This window comes from Streptomyces sp. NPDC004732, assembly GCF_040609235.1.
Taxonomy (GTDB): Bacteria; Actinomycetota; Actinomycetes; order Streptomycetales; family Streptomycetaceae; genus Streptomyces.
Window position 1 is genome coordinate 581773 of the sequence record NZ_JBEXJR010000004.1, and the last position, 18644, is coordinate 600416.

18 protein-coding genes are annotated in these 18644 nt (G+C 72.1%); 8 read left to right on the top strand and 10 right to left on the bottom strand.

What is annotated here, in order from left to right; genetic code table 11:
- Position 1 precedes the first annotated feature (1 nt).
- From ABZV77_RS14915 to ABZV77_RS14925, 3 genes are all read right to left on the bottom strand, one after another.
- Positions 2-841, bottom strand: coding sequence for a carbohydrate ABC transporter permease (locus ABZV77_RS14915; RefSeq protein WP_356255632.1), 840 nt, complete (start codon positions 839-841; stop codon positions 2-4).
- A gap of 22 nt (positions 842-863) precedes the next feature.
- A complete protein-coding gene (locus tag ABZV77_RS14920) occupies positions 864-1787 on the bottom strand; it encodes a sugar ABC transporter permease (protein WP_356256077.1) in 924 nt (307 codons plus the stop codon).
- Positions 1788-1866: 79 nt separating this feature from the next.
- Positions 1867-3189 carry a sugar ABC transporter substrate-binding protein gene (locus ABZV77_RS14925; RefSeq protein ID WP_356255634.1) on the bottom strand — a complete coding sequence of 441 codons (1323 nt, stop codon included), beginning with the start codon at positions 3187-3189 and terminating at the stop codon, positions 1867-1869.
- Between the two features lie 173 nt (positions 3190-3362).
- Between ABZV77_RS14925 and ABZV77_RS14930 the strand changes: the two genes are divergently transcribed.
- On the top strand, positions 3363-4709 hold the full coding sequence (locus ABZV77_RS14930; RefSeq protein WP_356255636.1) for an ROK family protein: 1347 nt from the start codon (positions 3363-3365) through the stop codon (positions 4707-4709).
- Between the two features lie 57 nt (positions 4710-4766).
- Here the strand turns inward: ABZV77_RS14930 and ABZV77_RS14935 are convergent, their stop codons facing one another.
- Both ABZV77_RS14935 and ABZV77_RS14940 read right to left on the bottom strand, forming a co-directional pair.
- Positions 4767-5414, bottom strand: a complete 648-nt coding sequence (locus tag ABZV77_RS14935) for a hypothetical protein (protein ID WP_356255639.1) — start codon at positions 5412-5414, stop codon at positions 4767-4769.
- A gap of 147 nt (positions 5415-5561) precedes the next feature.
- Positions 5562-6164 carry a TetR/AcrR family transcriptional regulator gene (locus ABZV77_RS14940; RefSeq protein ID WP_356255642.1) on the bottom strand — a complete coding sequence of 201 codons (603 nt, stop codon included), beginning with the start codon at positions 6162-6164 and terminating at the stop codon, positions 5562-5564.
- A 92-nt stretch (positions 6165-6256) separates the two neighbouring features.
- On the opposite strand from ABZV77_RS14940, the gene ABZV77_RS14945 reads away from it, so the two are divergent.
- The gene (locus ABZV77_RS14945) at positions 6257-7039 is read left to right on the top strand and encodes an MBL fold metallo-hydrolase (RefSeq protein ID WP_356255645.1); all 783 of its coding nucleotides are present in this window, start codon (positions 6257-6259) and stop codon (positions 7037-7039) included.
- On the opposite strand, the gene ABZV77_RS14950 is transcribed toward ABZV77_RS14945, so the two are convergent.
- Entirely contained in the window at positions 6940-7863 is a 924-nt protein-coding gene (locus ABZV77_RS14950; protein ID WP_356255648.1) for a helix-turn-helix transcriptional regulator, read from the bottom strand. The two genes, ABZV77_RS14945 and ABZV77_RS14950, sit on opposite strands and share 100 nt — an antisense overlap.
- Positions 7864-8069: 206 nt before the next feature.
- On the opposite strand from ABZV77_RS14950, the gene ABZV77_RS14955 reads away from it, so the two are divergent.
- Positions 8070-8924: an oxidoreductase gene (locus ABZV77_RS14955; protein ID WP_356255651.1), complete on the top strand. Its 855-nt coding sequence runs from the start codon at positions 8070-8072 to the stop codon at positions 8922-8924.
- Here the strand turns inward: ABZV77_RS14955 and ABZV77_RS14960 are convergent.
- Complete coding sequence (locus tag ABZV77_RS14960; RefSeq protein ID WP_356255654.1) at positions 8905-11016, bottom strand: AAA family ATPase; 2112 nt, start codon at positions 11014-11016, stop codon at positions 8905-8907. The two genes, ABZV77_RS14955 and ABZV77_RS14960, sit on opposite strands and share 20 nt — an antisense overlap.
- A 275-nt stretch (positions 11017-11291) precedes the next feature.
- Between ABZV77_RS14960 and ABZV77_RS14965 the strand changes: the two genes are divergently transcribed.
- Together ABZV77_RS14965 and ABZV77_RS14970 are read left to right on the top strand one after the other, a co-directional pair.
- Positions 11292-13073 (top strand): ABC transporter ATP-binding protein, encoded by a 1782-nt coding sequence (locus ABZV77_RS14965; protein WP_356255656.1) that lies wholly within the window; start codon positions 11292-11294, stop codon positions 13071-13073.
- Positions 13074-13186: 113 nt separating this feature from the next.
- Positions 13187-13999, top strand: coding sequence for a maleylpyruvate isomerase family mycothiol-dependent enzyme (locus tag ABZV77_RS14970; RefSeq protein WP_356255659.1), 813 nt, complete (start codon positions 13187-13189; stop codon positions 13997-13999).
- Positions 14000-14016: 17 nt separating this feature from the next.
- On the opposite strand, the gene ABZV77_RS14975 is transcribed toward ABZV77_RS14970, so the two are convergent.
- Positions 14017-14937, bottom strand: coding sequence for an NADP-dependent oxidoreductase (locus ABZV77_RS14975; RefSeq protein ID WP_356255662.1), 921 nt, complete (start codon positions 14935-14937; stop codon positions 14017-14019).
- 38 nt (positions 14938-14975) lie between these two features.
- Positions 14976-15599 (bottom strand): NAD(P)H-dependent oxidoreductase, encoded by a 624-nt coding sequence (locus ABZV77_RS14980; RefSeq protein ID WP_356255665.1) that lies wholly within the window; start codon positions 15597-15599, stop codon positions 14976-14978.
- A 271-nt stretch (positions 15600-15870) separates the two neighbouring features.
- On the opposite strand from ABZV77_RS14980, the gene ABZV77_RS14985 reads away from it, so the two are divergent.
- The 3 genes from ABZV77_RS14985 to ABZV77_RS14995 are packed head-to-tail and all read left to right on the top strand — an operon-like array spanning position 15871 to position 17827.
- A complete protein-coding gene (locus tag ABZV77_RS14985; RefSeq protein ID WP_356255667.1) occupies positions 15871-16734 on the top strand; it encodes an ABC transporter substrate-binding protein in 864 nt (287 codons plus the stop codon).
- A 20-nt stretch (positions 16735-16754) separates the two neighbouring features.
- On the top strand, positions 16755-17084 hold the full coding sequence (locus tag ABZV77_RS14990; RefSeq protein WP_356255670.1) for a DUF952 domain-containing protein: 330 nt from the start codon (positions 16755-16757) through the stop codon (positions 17082-17084).
- A complete protein-coding gene (locus ABZV77_RS14995; protein WP_356255673.1) occupies positions 17081-17827 on the top strand; it encodes a M15 family metallopeptidase in 747 nt (248 codons plus the stop codon). The genes ABZV77_RS14990 and ABZV77_RS14995 overlap by 4 nt, the downstream gene beginning before the upstream one ends.
- Here the strand turns inward: ABZV77_RS14995 and ABZV77_RS15000 are convergent.
- Positions 17725-18531 (bottom strand): MerR family DNA-binding transcriptional regulator, encoded by an 807-nt coding sequence (locus ABZV77_RS15000; RefSeq protein WP_356255676.1) that lies wholly within the window; start codon positions 18529-18531, stop codon positions 17725-17727. The genes ABZV77_RS14995 and ABZV77_RS15000 overlap by 103 nt on opposite strands.
- Positions 18532-18644: the final 113 nt, after the last annotated feature.

The window sequence follows — 18644 nt, forward strand, 5'->3', positions numbered from 1 at the left end:
GTCACTTGACGGCTCCTGCGGTGAGCCCGGCGACGAGATACCGCTGCAGGAGGAGGAAACCGGCGACTACAGGGATGCTCACGACGAGGGAGGCGGCCATGACCTGGTTCCAGTACACGTCGTTCTGGGTGGCGTAGCCCTGCAGGCCCACGGCGAGGGTGCGCGTGGCGTCGTTGGTCATGACCGAGGCGAAGAGGACCTCGCCCCACGCGGTCATGAAGGCGTAGACGGCGACGGCGACGATGCCGGGGATCGCGGCGGGCACCACGACACGGAACAGGGCGCGCAGCGGCCCGCAGCCGTCGACGAGCGCCGCCTCGTCCAGCTCCCGCGGCACCGAGTCGAAGTATCCGATCAGCATCCAGATGGAGAAGGGCAGCGAGAAGGTGAGGTACGTGAGGATGAGCCCGGCACGCGAGCCGAACAGCGCGATGCCCGTGGCGTTGCCGACGTTCACGTAGATGAGGAAGAGCGGCAGCAGGAAGAGGATGCCCGGGAACATCTGCGTCGACAGGACGGTCACGGTGAACACCCGCTTGCCGCGGAAGCGGTAGCGGCTGACCGCATACGCGGCGAACACCGCGATGACCACCGAGCACACCGTCGCCGCGCCCGCCACGATCAGCGAGTTCATGAAGTAGTCGGCCAGCGGCACCGTCTTCCAGATGTCGAAGTACGGCCGCACGGTGAACCCGGTGGGCATCCAGCGGAACGAGCCGGACACGTCCTGCAGCGGCTTGAGGGAGCTGCTCACCATCACGTACACGGGCAGCAGCACGAAACCGGCCAGCAGCGTCAGGAAGATCCGCCGCGACCACAGGAACGAACGCGGCGCGGCCATCGGTGAGCGCCTGGACGAGCGCCTAGACATCGGCGGTCTTCCTTCCCCGCGAGGTCACCAGCAGATACCCGGCCGTCACCAGGAGCAGGAAGAGCAGCAGCAGGACCGACATGGCGGAGCCCGTGCCGAAGTTCCAGGTGACGAACGACGACTGGTAGATGTGGATGGAGATGAGGTCGGCGGCCTCGGGCGCCGACTTGCCGAACAGGACGTACGGCGTGTTGAAGTCGTTGAACGTCCACAGGAACAGCACCAGGACCAGGACCTGGTTCACCGGCCGCAGCGACGGCAGCGTGATGCGCCGCACCTGCTGCCACATCCCGGCCCCGTCGATCGCCGCCGCCTCGTACTGCTCCTTGGGGATGTTCTGCAGCCCCGCCATGACGATGAGGAAGGCGAACGGCCAGCCCTTCCACACCGAGACGGTCAGCAGGGCGACGAAGCTGTTGTCGCCGATGAGCCAGAACGGGCGGCTGTCGGTGAGCCCCAACTGGTCGTGCAGGACGTGGTTGATCAGCCCGGTGTCGCGCTGGAACATGAACGACCAGGTGATGACTGCCGCGTAGACCGGCAGCGCGTACGGGATGAGGAAGACGGCCCGCAGCAGACCGCGGCCGCGGAAGTGCTCCTGCATGAAGACCGCGGCGGCCGTGCCGATCAGCCAGCACAGGCCCACGGACAGCACGGTGAACGCGACGGTGACGTAGAAGGAGTGCAGCAGCGCCTCGCCGACCGGGGCGTCGAAGTCCACGGACAGCTTGTAGTTGTCCAGGCCCGTCCAGGGGGCGGCGCCCCAGTCGCGGATGAAGAACTGCGTGAGCTCCTTGAAGCTCATCACGATGCCGACGGCCATCGGCACCAGATGGACGACGAGTTCGAGGAGCAGCGCGGGGAGCAACAGGAGGTAGGGGAGCGAGACGCGGCGCAGGCGGGCGGGCAGGCGCAGCCGCGAGGGGCGCTTGCCCGCGGGCGGCGCCTGCTCCTTGGCGGCGGGGGGTTCGGTGAGGGTGGTCACGGGGCGGCTCTCAGCTCTTCGGCATCTGCTGCTGCGCCTTGGACAGCTCGGCCAGCACGGAATCCGTGGTGACCGCCCTGCCCGCCGCCGCGTCGGCGAACAGCTTCTTTATGGCCGTGCCCACCGACGTCTCGAACTGCGACTCGTTCGGCACCTGCGGCAGCGGCGCGGCGCTCTTGCGGAGCGTGTCGCGCAGGACGGCGGTGTCGGCCCGGTCGAAGGCCGCGTCCTGCTGCGCGGCGGTGACCGGCGGGATCGACCCGTACGCCTTGTTGAGGTGGGCCTGTTCGGCGTCGCTCGTCATGAACTTCACGAACTTGCGGGCGCCGTCGAGGTTGTCGGTGTTCTTGAAGACCGCGAGGTTGATGCCCGCGACCATCGAGTTGACCTGCCGTTCCGCGCCGGGCTTGCCGGAGGCCACGGGCACGGGGGCGACCCCCCACTCGTCGGGCTTCATGCCCTGCGCCTCGAACGTGGTCGCCGCGGCCTGCCACAGCACCATCGCAGTCTTGCCCTGGGCGAAGTCCCGCAGCGACTGGTTCTGCGCGTACTCGGCGTTGCCCGGCGCGATGATCTTGTCCTTGGCCATGAAGTCGACGTACTGCTTCACGGCGGACACGGCACCGTGCGAGGTGAACGTCGGCTTGCCCTGCGCGTCGAAGAAGTCCGCGCCGTGCTGCTTGCCGAGGGCGAAGGCCTGGTGGATGTTGTTCACCAGGTTCGAACCCTCCGCACCCAGCGCCCACTTGCCGCCCTTGGAGAGCTTCTTGCCGTCGGCCACCAGCTCGTCCCAGGTGGCCGGAGGCTTGCTGATGCCCGCCTCCTTGAACATCGCCTTGTTGTAGTAGAGGGCGTACGAGAGTGAGTACAGCGGCACCGCCGCCGGGTCCTTGCCCGCGGTGCCGGTCGAGCCGAGCGCCGCGTCGACGAAGCGGTTCTTGCCGCCGATCGCCGCGAAGTTCTTCGCGTCCCAGGGCAGGAGGGCACCGGTGGCCTGGAGCGAGGACGACCAGGTGTTGCCGATGTTGAGGACGTCGGGGCCCTGGCCGGACGTGGTCGCCGCGAGGATCCGGTTGAGGAGGTCGGACCAGGGGATGACCTCCAGCTTGACCTTGATCCCCGTCTGCTGCTCGAACTTCTTCAGCTCGGGCGTGAGGATCTTCTTGTCCGCCGCGATGTTCGGCCCCTGGTTGGAGGCCCAGTACGTGAGCGTCTTGGGCGAGGCGTTGCTGCCTTCGCCGCCCGTGCTCGTGCCGCCGCCGCAGGCCGTGAGGGTGGCACCGGTGAGAGCGGTCACGGTGGCAAGAGTTGCCACGGCTCGGAGTCTGCGCATGGCGGATCCGTCCCTTTCGTGGTGGATGAGCGGGAATGAGAACAGGCGTATGGGAGCGCCGAGTTCGAGGTCTGAACGAATTCACGACTTAATTTAGGACGTGAGTTAAAACCTGAGAGAAAGTCGCGTCAAGGGGTCGCGCACGGGTATGTTGCCGATCGGAGAGGAGCCACATGGCCGAGCGGAGCAGTCGAACGGTGCGCGACCTGCGCGTGGGCAACCGCGCCTCGGTGTTGCAACGGTTGTATTTCGGCGGGCCGATGAGCCGTCAGGCGCTCGGTCCCGCGACCGGACTCAGTTCGGGCTCCGTGAGCAACGTCGTCGCCGAACTCACCGCCGACGGGCTCCTGGAGGAGGCGGGCAGCGTCGAGTCGGACGGCGGCCGCCCACGCACCCTGCTGCGCGTCGCCCCGTCCAGCGGCCGCCTCATCGGCGTCGACGTGGGGGAGACGCGGGTCCGCGTGGAGGCCTTCGACCTGGCGTTGACGGAACTGGCCCGCACCGAACACCCGTTGACGGCCACCGGGCACGACGTGGAGACGATCGTCCGGCACATCGCGGACGGCGTGGCGGAGGTGGCGGCGGAGGCGGGCATCGAGCGAGGCGGATCCCTGATCGGGGTGGGCGTCGGCGTGCCCGGCATCGTCGACCGCGATGACACGACCGACACAGCCGACGCAGCCGACTCCGGCGGCACGGTGGTGCACGGCCAGACCATCGGCTGGGACGCCGTCCCGCTGGAACGCATGCTGCGCGAGACGATCCAACTCCCCGCTGACACGGCCTACTTCGTCGACAACGGAGCCCGGGCCCTCGGCCAGGCCGAGATGTGGTTCGGCGGCGGCCGCGGCGCGCGCGACGCGGCGATCGTGCTGATCGGCTCCGGAGTCGGCGCGTGCGTCGTCACCGGTGGCGTCATCCACGGCGGGGCGCGCGGCGGGCCCGCCGAGTGGGGCCACTTGACCGTGAGCGTCCGCGGCCGCCGCTGCCGCTGCGGGGCGCGGGGCTGCCTGGAGGCATACGCGGGGGCGGAAGCGCTCCTCGCGCGCTGGCAGGAGGCGGGCGGCGTGCTGCCGCCCGGCGCCGACGAGGAGACCGGGGTGAGTGCCCTGCTGGCGGCGGCGCACCCGGGGGACGGCGGCACGCCTGACCCCGTCGCCGTGACCGTCCTTGACGAGACCGCCGAGTACCTGGGCGCGGGCATCTCCGACCTCGTCAACCTCTTCGGCCCCGAACGCGTCCTCGTCGGCGGCTGGGCAGGACTCCAGCTCGGCCCGCACCTGCTGCCCGCCGTCCGCCAGTACACCGAGGCGTACGCACTGCGCCACCCCGCCGCCCGCGCTACGGTCGACCTCGGCCAACTCGGCCCCGACGCGGTCACCGTGGGCGCGGCGACGCTGCCCCTCGCCGACTTCTTCGCCCGCGGCGGCCGACGCCGTACGACACCGTCACGAACCGAGTCGGCGATGCCCGGGGTGCCGGACTGGCAGGTGGTGCTGGAGGGGCGGGGGGCACGGTGAGGTGACGGCGTCGACGGGGATGGGGAGGCCGGGCCGCCAGCGCGAACCGAGCGACGGTCAGTCCGCACACATGTCGCCGACGGCTTGTTCGGCGACTTCGATTGCGTTCACGAGGGCGGTGGCGGCCCGCCCCTGTCGCTCGGCGCACTTGAGGAGGGTCGCCAGATCCCAGTCCATCGGCACCTCGTCGGGCCCGGAGGCCCGGTAGTAGACCACCATCGCCTCAGCAGCCGTTGGGACGGCGGTGGCGATGTAGGCGTCCATGGATTCGCCCACGACGGCGAAGGGGCGTCGGAGAGGACCAGGACCTCGGTCGGCCACGCGATCGAAGCGCGCCTGGAGTTCCTGCAGACGTGTCAGATCACATTGACTTGCCGTGTGTTCCAGCCGGGACAGCATGCGCATCTGAAGGTCGGCCGCTTCGAGCAGTCGGCGTTCGAAGGCCAGATCTTCCCGCTGACGATCGTCGTGCCGTTGATCGTCAGCACGCCGATGATCCTCGCGACGGTACCTGCGAGCGAGCCACCAGCCGATGCAGGCAATGCCGATCAGCGCGACGGTTCCGACGACAGGTGTCCAGGCCGATGCGCCGCTGGTGTGCGGTGCGACATCTTCCGCGCCGAGGTGGAAAAGAACCGAATGGTGTCCAGTGCGGCGGATCTTTCCCGTTTCGGCCCATGGCCGGAGGTCGAGTGCGATGTTCACGTCTGCTCCCAGGGAAAAGAGCAGCGGTGAGCCTCCGGAGCAGAAGTGGCGGAGGTCCGGAGGCGGAGAAGTTGGGCGGCCTGCTCGGCACGCGGCGCAGCTGAGGCGATGCGCCGGCTCTGGTTCAGTAGGTCGGCGAGAACGCGGTCAGGACTGGTCCAGGGCCCGTTCGATCGCGCGGCGGGCCCGGCCCGCGGCAGCCTGGTCGTGCTGGAGCTGCATGGCCGCATTCAGTGCCAGCCCGGCGGCGACGATCTCGAACAGCGCCTGGTCGATGTCGAACCCGGCCGGTAGTTCGCCGTTCTCCACCGCCGCGGTCAGATCCGCCCGCAGTTGTTCCCGCCAGCGCGACCACACCTCGGCCACCGCGTCGCGGACCCGGCCGGGGCGGCCGTCGTACTCCGTGAGCGCCGCGGTCATCAGGCAGCCGCCGGGCAGCAGGGGTGACTCGAGGTAGTCCACGGAGTTGGCGCACACCCCGCGCAGCCGCCGCAGTCCCGGGGGCTCGGTCAGCGCGGGCTCGACCACCCGGTGCCAGAAGTCCACGAACGCCTTGTCCAGCGTGGAGATCTGCAGCGTCTCCTTGGTGCCGAAGTGCTTGTGCACCCCGGACTTGCTCATCTCCAGCTCCTCGGCGAGCCGGCCGATGGTGATGCCGTCGAGGCCTTCCTCGGAGGCGATCTCGGCGGCACGGTCGAGGATCCGGCCCCTGGTGGCCTGCGCTTCGGCCGCTGAGCGTCGTGGTGACATGCGACGAAGATAGCGTACGGCCGTTCGCTATTGATATGGCGAACGATCGTACGCTAAATTTCGCGGCACCTACCGGAGTGAAGGAGTGCGACATGCGGGTGCGACGACTGGGCTGGGCCGGACTGGAGATAGAGGCAGACGGCAAGCGGCTGTTGATCGACTACGTGCGGGACCTCTCACCGCTGTTCACGGGGTGGCAGCCCGGCGAGGGTCTTGCGGTGCCGAGCGGGAAGGCCACCGCCGCACTGGTCACCCACCTGCACCGGGACCACACCGACGCGGCCGCGCTCGCGGGCGCCCTGCCGCCGGGAGCACCGGTGCTGCGACCGGCACCCGGCCACGGCGACGACGTGGACAACGTGACGACGCTGGCGGCCGAGCGCGAACTGGCCCTGCACGGGCTGGCCGCCGAGGTCGTGGATGTCTGGTCCACCCGCGAATTCGGGCCGTTCGGCGTCACCGCGGTCCCCGCCGTCGATGGGCTCGGCGACCCGCAGCTGAACTGGGTGGTGCAGGCCGACGGGCAGCGGGTCTTCCACGGCGGCGACACGATGTTCCACGGCTTCTGGTGGCTCGTCGCGCGCCGGTTCGGCCCGTTCGACGCGGCGTTCCTGCCCGCCAACGGCGCGGTGGTCGACGCTCCGCACCTGCAGCCGCCGAGCCCGCTGCCCGCCGCGCTGGACCCGAGGCAGGCCGCCGCGGCCGCGGAGATCCTCGACGCCCGGTACGCAGTGCCGATGCGCTACGAGACGGAGCAGCCGGACAAGATTCCGGGCTACGTCGAGAGCTCCGACCCGGAGGGCGAGTTCTGCGCGCACGCGGGAGGGCGCGCACGCGTCTTGGCCGTCGGGGAATGGCTGGACCTGGCCACCTGAGAGGCCAGGAGCCGAAGTGCCTCTTCGGAGCTGGAGCCTTCCTCGGCGGTGTAGACACTCAGCCGCTGGTCCGGGTCGGCGGGCAGGGTGAGGGACTCGTAGTTGAGGGTGAGCGGGCCGACGACCGGGTGGTGGAAGTGTTTGCTGCCGTGCGTGTGCCGATGCACGTTCTGGTCGGCCCACCAGGTGCGGAAGTCCTCGTCCGCGATCGAGAGTTCGCCGACGAGTTCGGCAAGCAGCGGATCGTGGGGATGGCGTCCGGCGTCGCGCCGGAGCGAGGCGACGATGTCCTGGGCGTGGGTGCTCCAGTGGGTGTACAGCGACCGGGCGGTCCCGTCGCAGAACATGAACCGCACCAGGTTCCGCTCGCGGTGCGGCAGCGCGTCGAAGTCGGTGAGCAGCGCACGTGCCATCCGGTTGGACGCAAGGACGTCCAGTCGCCGCCCCAGCACGAGGGCGGGGGTGTGCTCGAGGATCCGGAGCAGGTCGCGCAGCCCGGGGCGGACCGGCTGCGGACGCGTCGCCGTGCGGCGGGGCCTGCCCGCGGCGGGCTTGGCGAGCTGGAACAGATGGGTGCGTTCGACGGGATCGAGGTGTAGCGCGCGGGAGATGGCGTCGAGGACGGTCTCGGAGACGTTGAGTCGGCGGCCGCGTTCCAGGCGCACGTAGTAGTCGACGCTCACGCCCGCCAGTTGCGCGACCTCTTCGCGGCGCAGTCCCGGCACGCGCCGAGCGCCGCCGTCGTCGGACAGGCCCGCCTGGCGCGGCGTGATCCGGGCCCGCCGGGAGCGGAGGAACTCACCGAGAGCTGCGTTGCGGTCCATGCCGTTCACGATACGGCCCAAGATCGCTCCGACGGCCCGCGAAGGGGGGACCGGCAGTCCCCCGGTCCGGCTGTCCCCGGGGTGAAGCGGACCCCCCTGAAGCCGATCAGCAGCCGATTCCGGTGCTGAAGTGGAACGTGTCGAGACCGACCGGGGCCGCACCGCCCCGGGTCGGCCTCCGTTCGCATCGTACGAAGGGAACTCCTGTGTCGGACACCAAGACATTCCTGATCACCGGCGTCAGCACCGGCCTTGGCCGCGCACTCGGACGCGCGGCGCTGGCCGCGGGCCACCGGGTGGTGGGCACGGTGCGCACGCCCGCCGACGCACGGGCCTTCGAGGCGCTCGACGGCGACGCGCACGCCCGCATCCTGGACGTGACCGACCACGACGCGGTGGACACGGTCGTGGCGGAGACCGAGCGCGACCTGGGCCCGGTCGACGTCCTCGTCGCCAACGCCGGGTACGGCCATGACGGCCTCTTCGAGGAGTCGTCGATGGCTGACCTCCGCCGTCAGTTCGAGGTGAACGTCTACGGAACCGTGGCGGTGATCAAGGCCGTGCTGCCGCACCTGCGGAAGCGCCGCCGCGGCCACATCATCGCCGTCACCTCAATGGGCGGGCTGATCACCATGCCGGGCCTGAGCTTCTACCACGGCAGCAAGTTCGCGGTGGAGGGCATCCTCGAAACGCTCGGCAAGGAGGTCGCCGATTTCGGCATCCACGTCACCGCCGTCGAGCCGGGCAGTTTCCGCACCGACTGGTCCGGCCGCTCGATGATCCGCGCACCCCGTGCGATCGCCGACTACGACGAGCTGTTCGAGCCGTTGCGCGCCCGGCGCGTCAACGGCAGCGGGACCCAGCCGGGCGACCCGGACAAGGCCGCGGCCGCGGTGCTGCGCATCGTGGCGGCCGACCAGCCGCCGACGCGGCTGCTGCTGGGCAACGACGCGCTTCGGCTCGTCCGGGCCGGACGCGACGTGTTCGAGCGCGACATGGTGGCATGGGCCGAGCTGTCGGCCTCCACCGACTTCGACGACGTCAGCCGGACCGGCTCGTAGACGGCGGGCCCGACTCGATTTCGGCGATCAGTTGGTGGATGAGTGCGGCGCCAGGTGGTCCTGCCATGGAGGCCACGGCGCGGACCTCACCTGCACCGCTACCGCTGCCGTCGCCGAAGCTCGTGGAAGCTCCCGCGACACCGAGGGCGCCTGCCAGCGCCTTGTGCGCCCGGCGCCAGGCCCGGCTGCGGCGCCCCCGTAAGTGGTCGAGGAGCGCCTGCGCGTACTGCGTCATGGAACGCGTCCACAGGTCGTGCCGCGGCTGCGGCCCCGCCGAGGCACGGCGTACGCTGCGCCACGCGTCGGCGGGCCGCACCCTGGCCTGCGCCACGGCCAGCAGCGCCCAGCTGACGGCGGCGGGCGGACCGTGCTCGGCGTGCACGGGAATGGTGTCGGCAGCCTCCCGCAGATGGGCGATGGCCCGCTCGGTCCTGCCGTCCGCCAGGGCGAGCGCGCCCAGCACGTGCGAGACGCGCCCGACGGTGGCGTCGTCCCCGGCGAGCAGGGCCACGCGCCAGGCCTGGCCGAGCAGTTCGGCGGCCTCCGGAGAGTCGGTGCACACGGCGAGCCAACCGGCCAGCCACAGCGCCTGCCCGCACACCCGCGTATCGGTCCGGGCGAGCGGCAGCAACCGGCCCAGCAGGGCGCGCCCCTCCTCGGCGTGGCCGCACACCGCCCACCAGAACCACAGGTCCACCGCGAGCGCGAGCGTCGCCGACGCCGGGTCGGCGCCGCTCGGCTCCCGGGTGAGGGCGGCGCGCAGGTCGGTCTCCTCGTCGCGGACGAGCGAGGCGGCACGTTCGTGCAGCCCGGTGCTCCACAAGTGGTGCGCGGTGGAGGCGACATGGCCGTACCAGTACAGATGGCGGCTGACGGCCGCGGCCGTCTCCCCGGCGGACTGCAGCCGCTCGGCCCCGAACCCGCGGACCGCGGCGGGCATCCGGTAGCGCGGGGCGAGCACGCCGCCCGGATCGCGGACCGGCTCCAGGACCGAGGCGAGCACCAGGCGGGCCAGCGAGGCAGGCACGTCCTGGGCGTCTAGGCCGCCGCCCGAGCACACATAGGCGGCCGCGTCCTCGTCGAAGCTCCCGGCGAACACGCTGAGCCGGGCCCATACGGTCCGCTCCGCCGAGCCGCACAGCGCGTACCCGGCGCCCACGGCGGCGCGCAGCGACCGGTGCCTGCGCAGCGGGGCGTCCGCCACCCCGAGCCAGCCCTGCGCGGGCTCCAGCATCCTGGCGAGCTGCGGCAGTGAGTACTGCACCGCCTGCGCCGCCGCCAACTCGATGGCCAGCGGCATGCCTTCGAGCCGTCGGCAGATGTCGTCCGCGAGACGCAGCTCGTCCACGTGCTCGCCGGGCGGGGGAACGGGGCGCCCGCGGGGCGGCCCCTCGTGGCCCGCGCGGCGCCGGGCGGCCCGCATCCGCTCCAGGAAGAGCGTCGCTGCAGGCCCGGTGCCAAGCGAGGCGTCGGGGTCGGGGGCGGCGGCATCGGAGGCACCGCTGCGCGTCGCGCCCCCCAGTGGCCCGAGCCGCAGCACCGTCTCCTCGCCTAGGCCCAGCGGATGGCGTCCCGCGCTCAGGACCCGCACGTCCGGTGCCTCGTCGAGGAGCGCCCGTACGACGCGCACGCACTCTCCTCGTACCGGATCGAAGTCGTCCAGGACCACCAGCATCCGCCGCGACCGCAGCCGCGCCACGAGCGCCGCGACCCCGAAGGCCGCCCCGGCCCGCCCCGCCGCGCTCGCCGCTTCTTGAGAATCTCCCGCCTCTCCCGCCTCTCCCGCTTCTCCCGTCTCGCCGTCCAACGCCTCCGCCACCGTCTGTGCCACCGAACGCCGTCGCGCGGGAACGCCGTCCCACCACCGCACCCGCACCACCCCGTCCGGCATCGAGCTCCCCACCGCGGCGGCCGCGTGCTCGGCGAGCAGGCTCTTGCCGATCCCCGCACCGCCCACCACGGTGACGAGCCTGCCCTGGGCGAGCATCCTGCGGAGCGCCCCCAACTCCTCGGCCCTGCCGACCAGGCCTCCCGCGCTCCGGCCGAACCGCGCCGGCCGCCCGGTGCCCTCCCAGTGACCCCACACCCGCACGCCACACCACTCCCGCTCGCGTTGTTCACTACCGCGAGCCCGTTCGCCCGCCCCGTGTCACCGTCCACCGTCCCTGTGCAGAATCGTCACTGCACCGGTTTCGGCTGATCGACTAACTCCCCTCCCGCATTCGGGGTAGTGAAGTACGGGACCGAATCATGCGGGACGGCGACTTGTCGCATTCCTGTTCGACGGCGGTCGGGGTGTCAGTCAGGTGGATCAGGCCCCACTGCGTCCTGTCCGACGTGACCGACGCAGCCCCCACCCCGAGACCCATGCCGCCCGCAGGAACCCAGGACGCCGCGGAGAAGCCCGAGCGGCTGCCCGCGAAGGAGACCTGGCGCGCCCTGTACCGCCACTTCCGCCCGCACCGCGGCGCCGTCGCCCTGGGCGCCTTCCTGACGCTGATCGGCTCGGCGACCGGCCTCGCCCAGCCCCTGGCGGCCAAGTCGCTCGTGGACCGGCTCGGTGGCGACGACTCGATCGCCGGAATCCTGCTGCTCCTCACCGCGCTGGTGGTCATCGGCACCGCGATCGAGTCCGTCGGCGCGTACGTTCTGGAGCGCACCGCCGAGTCCGTGGTGCTTGCGGCCCGGCGCACCCTGATCGGGCGGCTGCTGCGGCTGCGCCTCGGGGAGGTGGAGCGGACCCAGCCGGGCGACCTGATGTCGCGCGTCACCTCGGACACGACGTTGCTGCGGGCGGTCACGACCCAGTCCGTGGTCTCCGCGGCCTCCGGAGGGCTCACCTTCATCGCGACGATCGTGATGATGGGGCTGATGGACCCGGTGCTGCTCGGCGTCACGCTCGGTGTGATCGTGCTGATCGGCGGCGCGGTCTCCCTCGTCATGCCGAAGATCGCACGGGCGACGCAGCGCGCCCAGGAGGCGGTGGGCACGATCTCGACCGCGCTGGAGCGGGCGTTCGGCGCCTTCCGGACGCTGAAGGCCTCCGGTGCCGAGCAGCGCGAGTCGGCCGCGGTGGAGGCGGCCGCGCAGGAGGCGTGGCGGCACGGCGTGCGGTCGGCGAAGTGGCAGTCGGTGGCGTGGAGCTCGGTCGGACTCGCCGTGCAGGTGTCGTTCCTCGCGGTGCTCGGGATCGGGGGCGCGCGCGTCGCGTCGGGTGCGATCTCCGTCTCGACGCTGGTGGCGTTCCTGCTCTTCCTCTTCTATCTGATCGACCCGGTGTCGCGCCTGGTCGAGGCGGCGTCGCAGTACCAGGTGGGGTCGGCGGCGATCGCCCGGATCGTGCAGGCGGAACGCCTGGAGACGGAACAGACGGAACAGACGGAGAAGCCCGCCCCCACCGCCGACCGTCCCGCCTCGGTCGTCTTCGACGGCGTGACCTTCCGCTACCGCGACGACCTCCCGTACGTCCATCACGGCGTGACCTTCGATGTGCCGGGCCCGGGCATGACGGCGTTCGTCGGTCCTTCGGGCGCGGGCAAGACCACCGTGTTCGGTCTGATCGAGCGGTTCTACGAGGTGACGGGCGGCCGGGTCCTCGTCGACGGGAAGGACGTGCGGGAGTGGCCGCTGGCCGCACTGCGGGCCGCCATCGGGTACGTGGAGCAGGACGCCCCGGTCCTCGCGGGCACCCTGCGCGAGAACCTCCTCTTCGCGGCGCCGGACGCCACCGACGCCGAGGTCCAGGACGTTCTGGTGCGCGCCAGGCTCGACGCCGTGGTCGAGCGGCTGCCCGAGGGCCTGGACACGGTGGTCGGCCACCGGGGCTCCAAGCTGTCCGGCGGCGAGCGGCAGCGGGTGGCCATCGCCAGGGCGCTGCTCAGGAAGCCGCGTCTGCTGCTGCTCGACGAGGCGACCTCGCAGCTGGACGCGGTGAATGAACTGGCACTGCGGGACGTGGTGGCCGAGGTGTCCCGCGAGGTCACGGTCCTGGTCGTGGCGCACCGCCTTTCGACGGTGACGCTCGCCGACCGGATCGTGGTGATGGACGCGGGGAAGGTGCGCGCGGTGGGCACGCATGCCGAACTCGTGGCGGCGGACCCCCTGTACGGGGAACTGGCGGCGACACAGTTCCTGGCGACGTCGGCATGACCGACAGACCGACGCCTTCCCGGCCGACATCCCGGCGCCCCGCGCCCTCGGCCGTCTTCGCCAGCCCCTGGTTCGTGCCGAGCACGCTGCAGTCCGTGGTCTACGGTGACGCCATGACGCGTCCGAGCCTCCACGCGGTCCACGACCGCTACGCCGACCGAATCATCGACCAGACCGCCCAGTTGACCGCGGCCATCGCCGGTGCGGACGCCACCGCGCCCGTGCCGGGCTGCCCCGGCTGGACCCTCGCCCACCTGCTGCGGCACGTGGGCGGCGCGCACCGCTGGGCCGAGACGGTCGTCCGGACCCGGGCCACCGGACCCGTCCCGGACGAACAGGTCAACCTCGTCACCCCCGAAGCGGACGACGACGTCCCCGCGCTGTCCGCCTGGCTCACGGAAGGCGCCGCCCAGTTCGCGGACACGCTGCGGGAGGCGGGCCCCGAGGTGAAGGTGTGGACCGTCGCCCCGGGCGGCACCCCGCTCTTCTGGGCCCGCCGCATGACGTACGAGACGGTCGTCCACCGCTTCGACGCGACGGCGGCGGTCGACGGGACGTACACCCTCGACGCGGACGTCGCGCTCGACGGCCTCGACGAGTGGCTCGAGTTCAGCACCCTGCCCCAGGCCTACGAGTCGGAGGCCGAGCTGCACGCGCTCCTCGGCCCCGATCGCACGCTCCACTTCCACGCGACGGACGCCCCGGACGGCACGGGGGAGTGGCTCATCGACCTCACCGGGACCCCGATCACGTGGTCTCACGGCCACAAGAAGGCGACCACTGCCGTACGGGGCCCGCTCACCGACCTCCTGCTCCTCCTCTACCTGCGCCGCTCGCCGACCCCCGCCGACGGCATCGAAGTCCTCGGCGACGAGGCCCTGTTCGCCGACTGGGTGAAGGGCGCGGGGCACTGGCTGCGCAGGTGACGCAGGGGCGGTCGGCATCAGTCGACCGTCAGGACCACCTTGCCCCGGCCGTGCCGCGTGGCCACGAGGCGGTGTGCGTCGGCCGCCCGCGCCAGCGGGAACGTCGCGCGCAGGTGCACGTCGACCGCGCCCTTCTCGTACAGTGCGGTGAGTTCGGCCAGCCGGGCCGCGGACCTGGTCCCGCCCCAGTCGGGCAGCCCGAGGCGTGCCGCCTCCTCCGTGGCGACCATCGTGACGACCCGGTCGCGGTCCTTGGCCACGGCCACGGCGGCCCGCAGCCCCTCCGGCCCCGCCGCGTCGAGCGCCGCGTCCACGCCGTCCGGCGCGACGGCGCGGATCCGGTCGACGAGTCCCTCGCCGTACGTCACGGGGACCGCACCGAGCGCCCGCAGGTGGTCGTGGTTGGCCTCGCTCGCCGTGCCGATGACGGTCGTGGCGCCCCAGGCCCGCGCCAACTGCACGGCGAACGTGCCGAGCGCACCGGCCGCCGCGCCGATCAGGACGGTGTCCCCGGAACGTACGCGCAGGTGGGAGAGGGCCAGGTGGGCGCCCTGGCCGTTGCCGGAGAAGCCGCCCGCGACCGTCCACGGCATGGCGGCCGGTTTGTGGACCAGTTGTTCGGCGGGTACGGCCGCGTACTGGGCGTATCCGCCGAGCAGGGAGTATCCGAGAACTTCGTCGCCGGGTGCGAAGTCGCCGACTCCCTCGCCGATCAGATCCACGACGCCCGCGAACTCGTTGCCGGGGACGACCGGGAACCCGGGCTCGGCGCCCGGCGGCACCCAGCCCTCCCGCACCCCCAGGTCGAACGGCTGGACCCCGGCGGCCCTGACCCGGACCCGCACCTCACCGGGGCCCGGCTCCGGAGCGTCGAGCTCCGTCGGCCGCAGGACCTCCGGCGGTCCGTGGGCGGTCAGTGCGGCGGCGGTCATCTTCATGCCAACTCCCTGGTCGATGCGGCTGGGTGGTGATGCGGTCAGGCGGCGTAGGGGCGGACGGTCTTGCCGTCGCGCAGGGTGCGGCCCCACCACGTGAGCTGGTCGAGCATCGTCTTGGCTGCGGTCTCCGGGCCGGTCGGATCGGTCGGCTCACCGGACTCGTCGAAGCAGCTCCACACGCCGTGGAAGCTCACGGTGTCGCGGACGGTCACCGCGTGCAGCTCGGCGAAGACCTGCCGCAGGTGCTCGACGGCGCGCAGGCCGCCCGAGAGGCCGCCGTAACTGACGAAGCCCACTGGCTTGGCACGCCATTCCTCGTAGTGCCAGTCGATCGCGGTCTTCAGCGACGCGGGGAAGCTGTGGTTGTACTCGGGCGTGATGACGACGAACGCGTCGGCCGCGGCCAGTCGCGCGCCGACCTCGGCGACCTCCGGGCCCGGCCGCTGGGACAGCTCGTCCGGCAGGCGCGCCTCGGCCAGGTCGATCACGTCGACGTCCAGATCGTGGCGCTGCGCGGTCTGCCCGGTGAACCAGTCGGCGATGGTGGGCGCGAAGCGGCCCTCCCGGGTGCTCGCGATGATGACGGCCACCTTCAGGAGTCCCGGCCCCCCGACCCGCTCGTCCTTGTGGGTCCTTCGGACGGTCTGCTGGGTGTCGCTCATGTCTGTCTCCCCGGCTCGGTGCTCGCTCTTGACACCGACGAAGTTACGAAGGCGCGCCCCGGCCCCGCATCTGTCGCACGACCGGGATCGGTACCGGCTCCAGGACTAGGCCGACCGGCGGAGCACCCGGTGCCCCGGGCGTAGGCGATCGGCCCTGACCACGGCGCGAGCGCCCGGGTCCGTGTACTCCGGGGTGCGTCCGGGCAGGTAGCACCGGGACGGCCACGGCGGGGCAGGTCGTGGCGCGGGACGGCAGGAGGAGTCGGAGATCATGGCACAACACACGGACAGGGAGTGGGAGTTCACCGACGACAGGGATCACCTGGTGAGGGCCGCGCGCCGCCCGTCCCGGCTGGTCGCCTACGTGCCGACCGGTGCGGCGCTGCACGACCACGGCATCCGGCCCGCCGGTGTCTTCGGCTCCGCGCACGACGACCCGGCCCTGCCCGACCCGGCCAAGACGGGCAGCCTTCCCCTCGCGGACCTCCCCTACTTCGGCGCGGGCCCCGAACTGGACCTCGACGCCCTCCTCGCCGCCGGGCCCGACCTCGTCGTGGCGCTCACCTACGGCGGCGGCCAGGTCTACGGCATCGACCCGGAGGCCGCCAAGCACCTGGAGGAGCAGGTCCCGCTCGTCGTGCTCGACGTCGGCGGCGGCCGCAGCCTCACCGGGATCAGGGAACGCCTCACCGCCCTGGCACGGAGCCTGGGAGCCGCCCCGGACGCCGATGCGGCCACCGAACTCGCCGCCGCCGAGCGTCGGTTGACCGCATCGGCCGCGGGCCCCGCACGCTCACGCGTGCTCGCCCTCTCCCCGGCGGGCCCCGACTCCGTCCATCTGGCGAGGCCCTACGCCTGGCCCGACCTCGCCGCGCTCGCCGGGTTCGGCGTCGGCCTGGTGGACCCCGCGCCGGGGCAGGGCGCGAACTGGTCCACGACGACCTGGGCCGAGGCGGCAGCGCTGGAGCCCGACCTCGTCCTCACCGACGTACGAGGCAACGCGTCGCCCCTGGGGGACGCCCTGGGACGACGTGTCCCCACGCTCTCCTGGAACCCTGAACTGCCGCCCAGCGCAAGGGAACACGCCCGCTTCCACACCGCCGTCGCCGAAGCGCTGGAGGCCGTGCGCCCCTGACGTCCGCGTACCGTTGATCCATGACACGACTGCTGCACATCACCGAGCGCGCCCTGTGGGACGCCGCAAGGGAAGCCGGGGCGTACGAGATGTCGACCCGCGGCAAGACGCTGAGCGAAGTGGGCTTCATCCACTGCTCGCTGCCCGAGCAGCTGTCAGGCGTGGCCGAGTTCCTCTACGGGGGCTACGAAGGCCCCGACGACCTGGTGGTCCTCGCCATCGACAGCGAGCGGCTCACCGCGCCGGTGCGCTTCGAGGCTCCGCGGCCCGGCGGCGTGGAGTTCCCGCACATCTACGGGCCGTTGCCCGTGGACGCGGTGGTCGAGGTGTCCTTGTGGGACGCGGCATGACGGCTCGATCGGCAGTCGCGGGACCGCCCGGAGAGATCATTCTGATGGCGGACCCGCGGGTCGCCGCCGTCCCCGTGCGCGAGTGCGGGGAGCGCCTCGTCGACGTACGGACGGCAAGGGGCGGGGAGTACGGCACGGGCCTGCTGGTCGACGCGCGGCAGCAGGCGGGGCCCGAGGCCGCGTTCGCGCTGCTGCGCGAGGGCGTCCTGCGGCGCCTCCTGCGCGCCGATGAACTGCTCCCGGAGGGGCTGCGGCTGCTCTTCGTCGAGGGCTACCGGCCGCCGTCGCTGCAGCGGCACTACTTCGAGGAGTACGTGGACCAGCTGCGCGCCCTCCACCCGCACCGGCCCGCCGCCGAGATCCACGCGGCGGCCAGCCGCTACGTCTCCCCGCCTGACATCGCCCCGCACAGCGCGGGCGCGGCCGTCGACCTGACACTCGCCGACGCCGAAGGGCGCGAGCTCGACCTGGGCACCCGGATGAACGCCGACCCGGAGGAGAGCGCGGGCGCCTGCTACACCGAAGCGGCGAACATCGGCGCCGAGGCGCGCGCCCACCGCACGATCCTCGGTGCCGCACTGACGGGTGCGGGCCTGGTCAACTACCCGACGGAGTGGTGGCATTGGTCGTACGGCGACCGCTACTGGGCGCTGGCCTCGGGTGCCCCGTCCGCGCTGTACGGTCCGCGCGAGGCGGGCCCTGACGACGCGCCTGCCGAGGCCGGGGACAGGTCCGAGAGGTAGCGGTGCAGGTGGGCCGCGCCCTCCAGCATGGCCCGTGCCCGCTGGTCCAGCGCGGCCTCCCGCTGCGCCAGGGCCGTGCGGAGCGCGCCGACGCTGCCGCTGCGGCGCAGGTCGTCCAGGACCGGGCGGATCTGTGGCAGGAGATAGTGGCTCTGCCGCAGCATGTGGACGATGCGTGCGTCGCGTACGTCGGCGGGCAGGTAGGAGCGGTAGTGCGTGGCCGGGTCGCGGGACGGGGTCAGGAGCCCGGCGGCCTCCCAGACCCGCAGGGCCGAGGCGCGCACGCCCAGATGGGCCGCCACCTCTCCCACGCGCAGCCGTGAGCGCGGCAGGGTGGGAGCGGTCGGCCCGTCCTCCGCCACGGCCTCCAAAGCCTCGCCCGTCGTCCGCAAGGAGCTCCGCTGCTCGTGCAGGAGGGCATGCCCGGCATCGATGAGCGCGAGCGCCCGCGGCACCTCACCCGCGTGGACCGCCCGAAGCACCGCCCGGGCCGCGCCCGAACCGTGGCCGCGGACCAGCGCCCGGTAGGCGAGCAGGGCCTGCCGGTGGTGTGCGTCGAACCTGCGGTACCCGGCGGGGGAGCGCGGGGCGGGCGGCAGGATGCCCGCGTCGGCGTAGTTGCGGATCTGCTGCGGGGAGACACCGGCCGCACGCGCCAGGTCGACCGGGCGCAGTCCGCCCGCTTCCGCGTCCCGACGGCTCATGGGCGACCTTTCCGGCGGTGTTCTCCTGCCCCCTGCCCCCAGGGAGCACGGGGGCGACGGAGATCTGGGAGTTGTTGATCCACATCCCCTCGAACCCTATAAGCTCCCTCGTG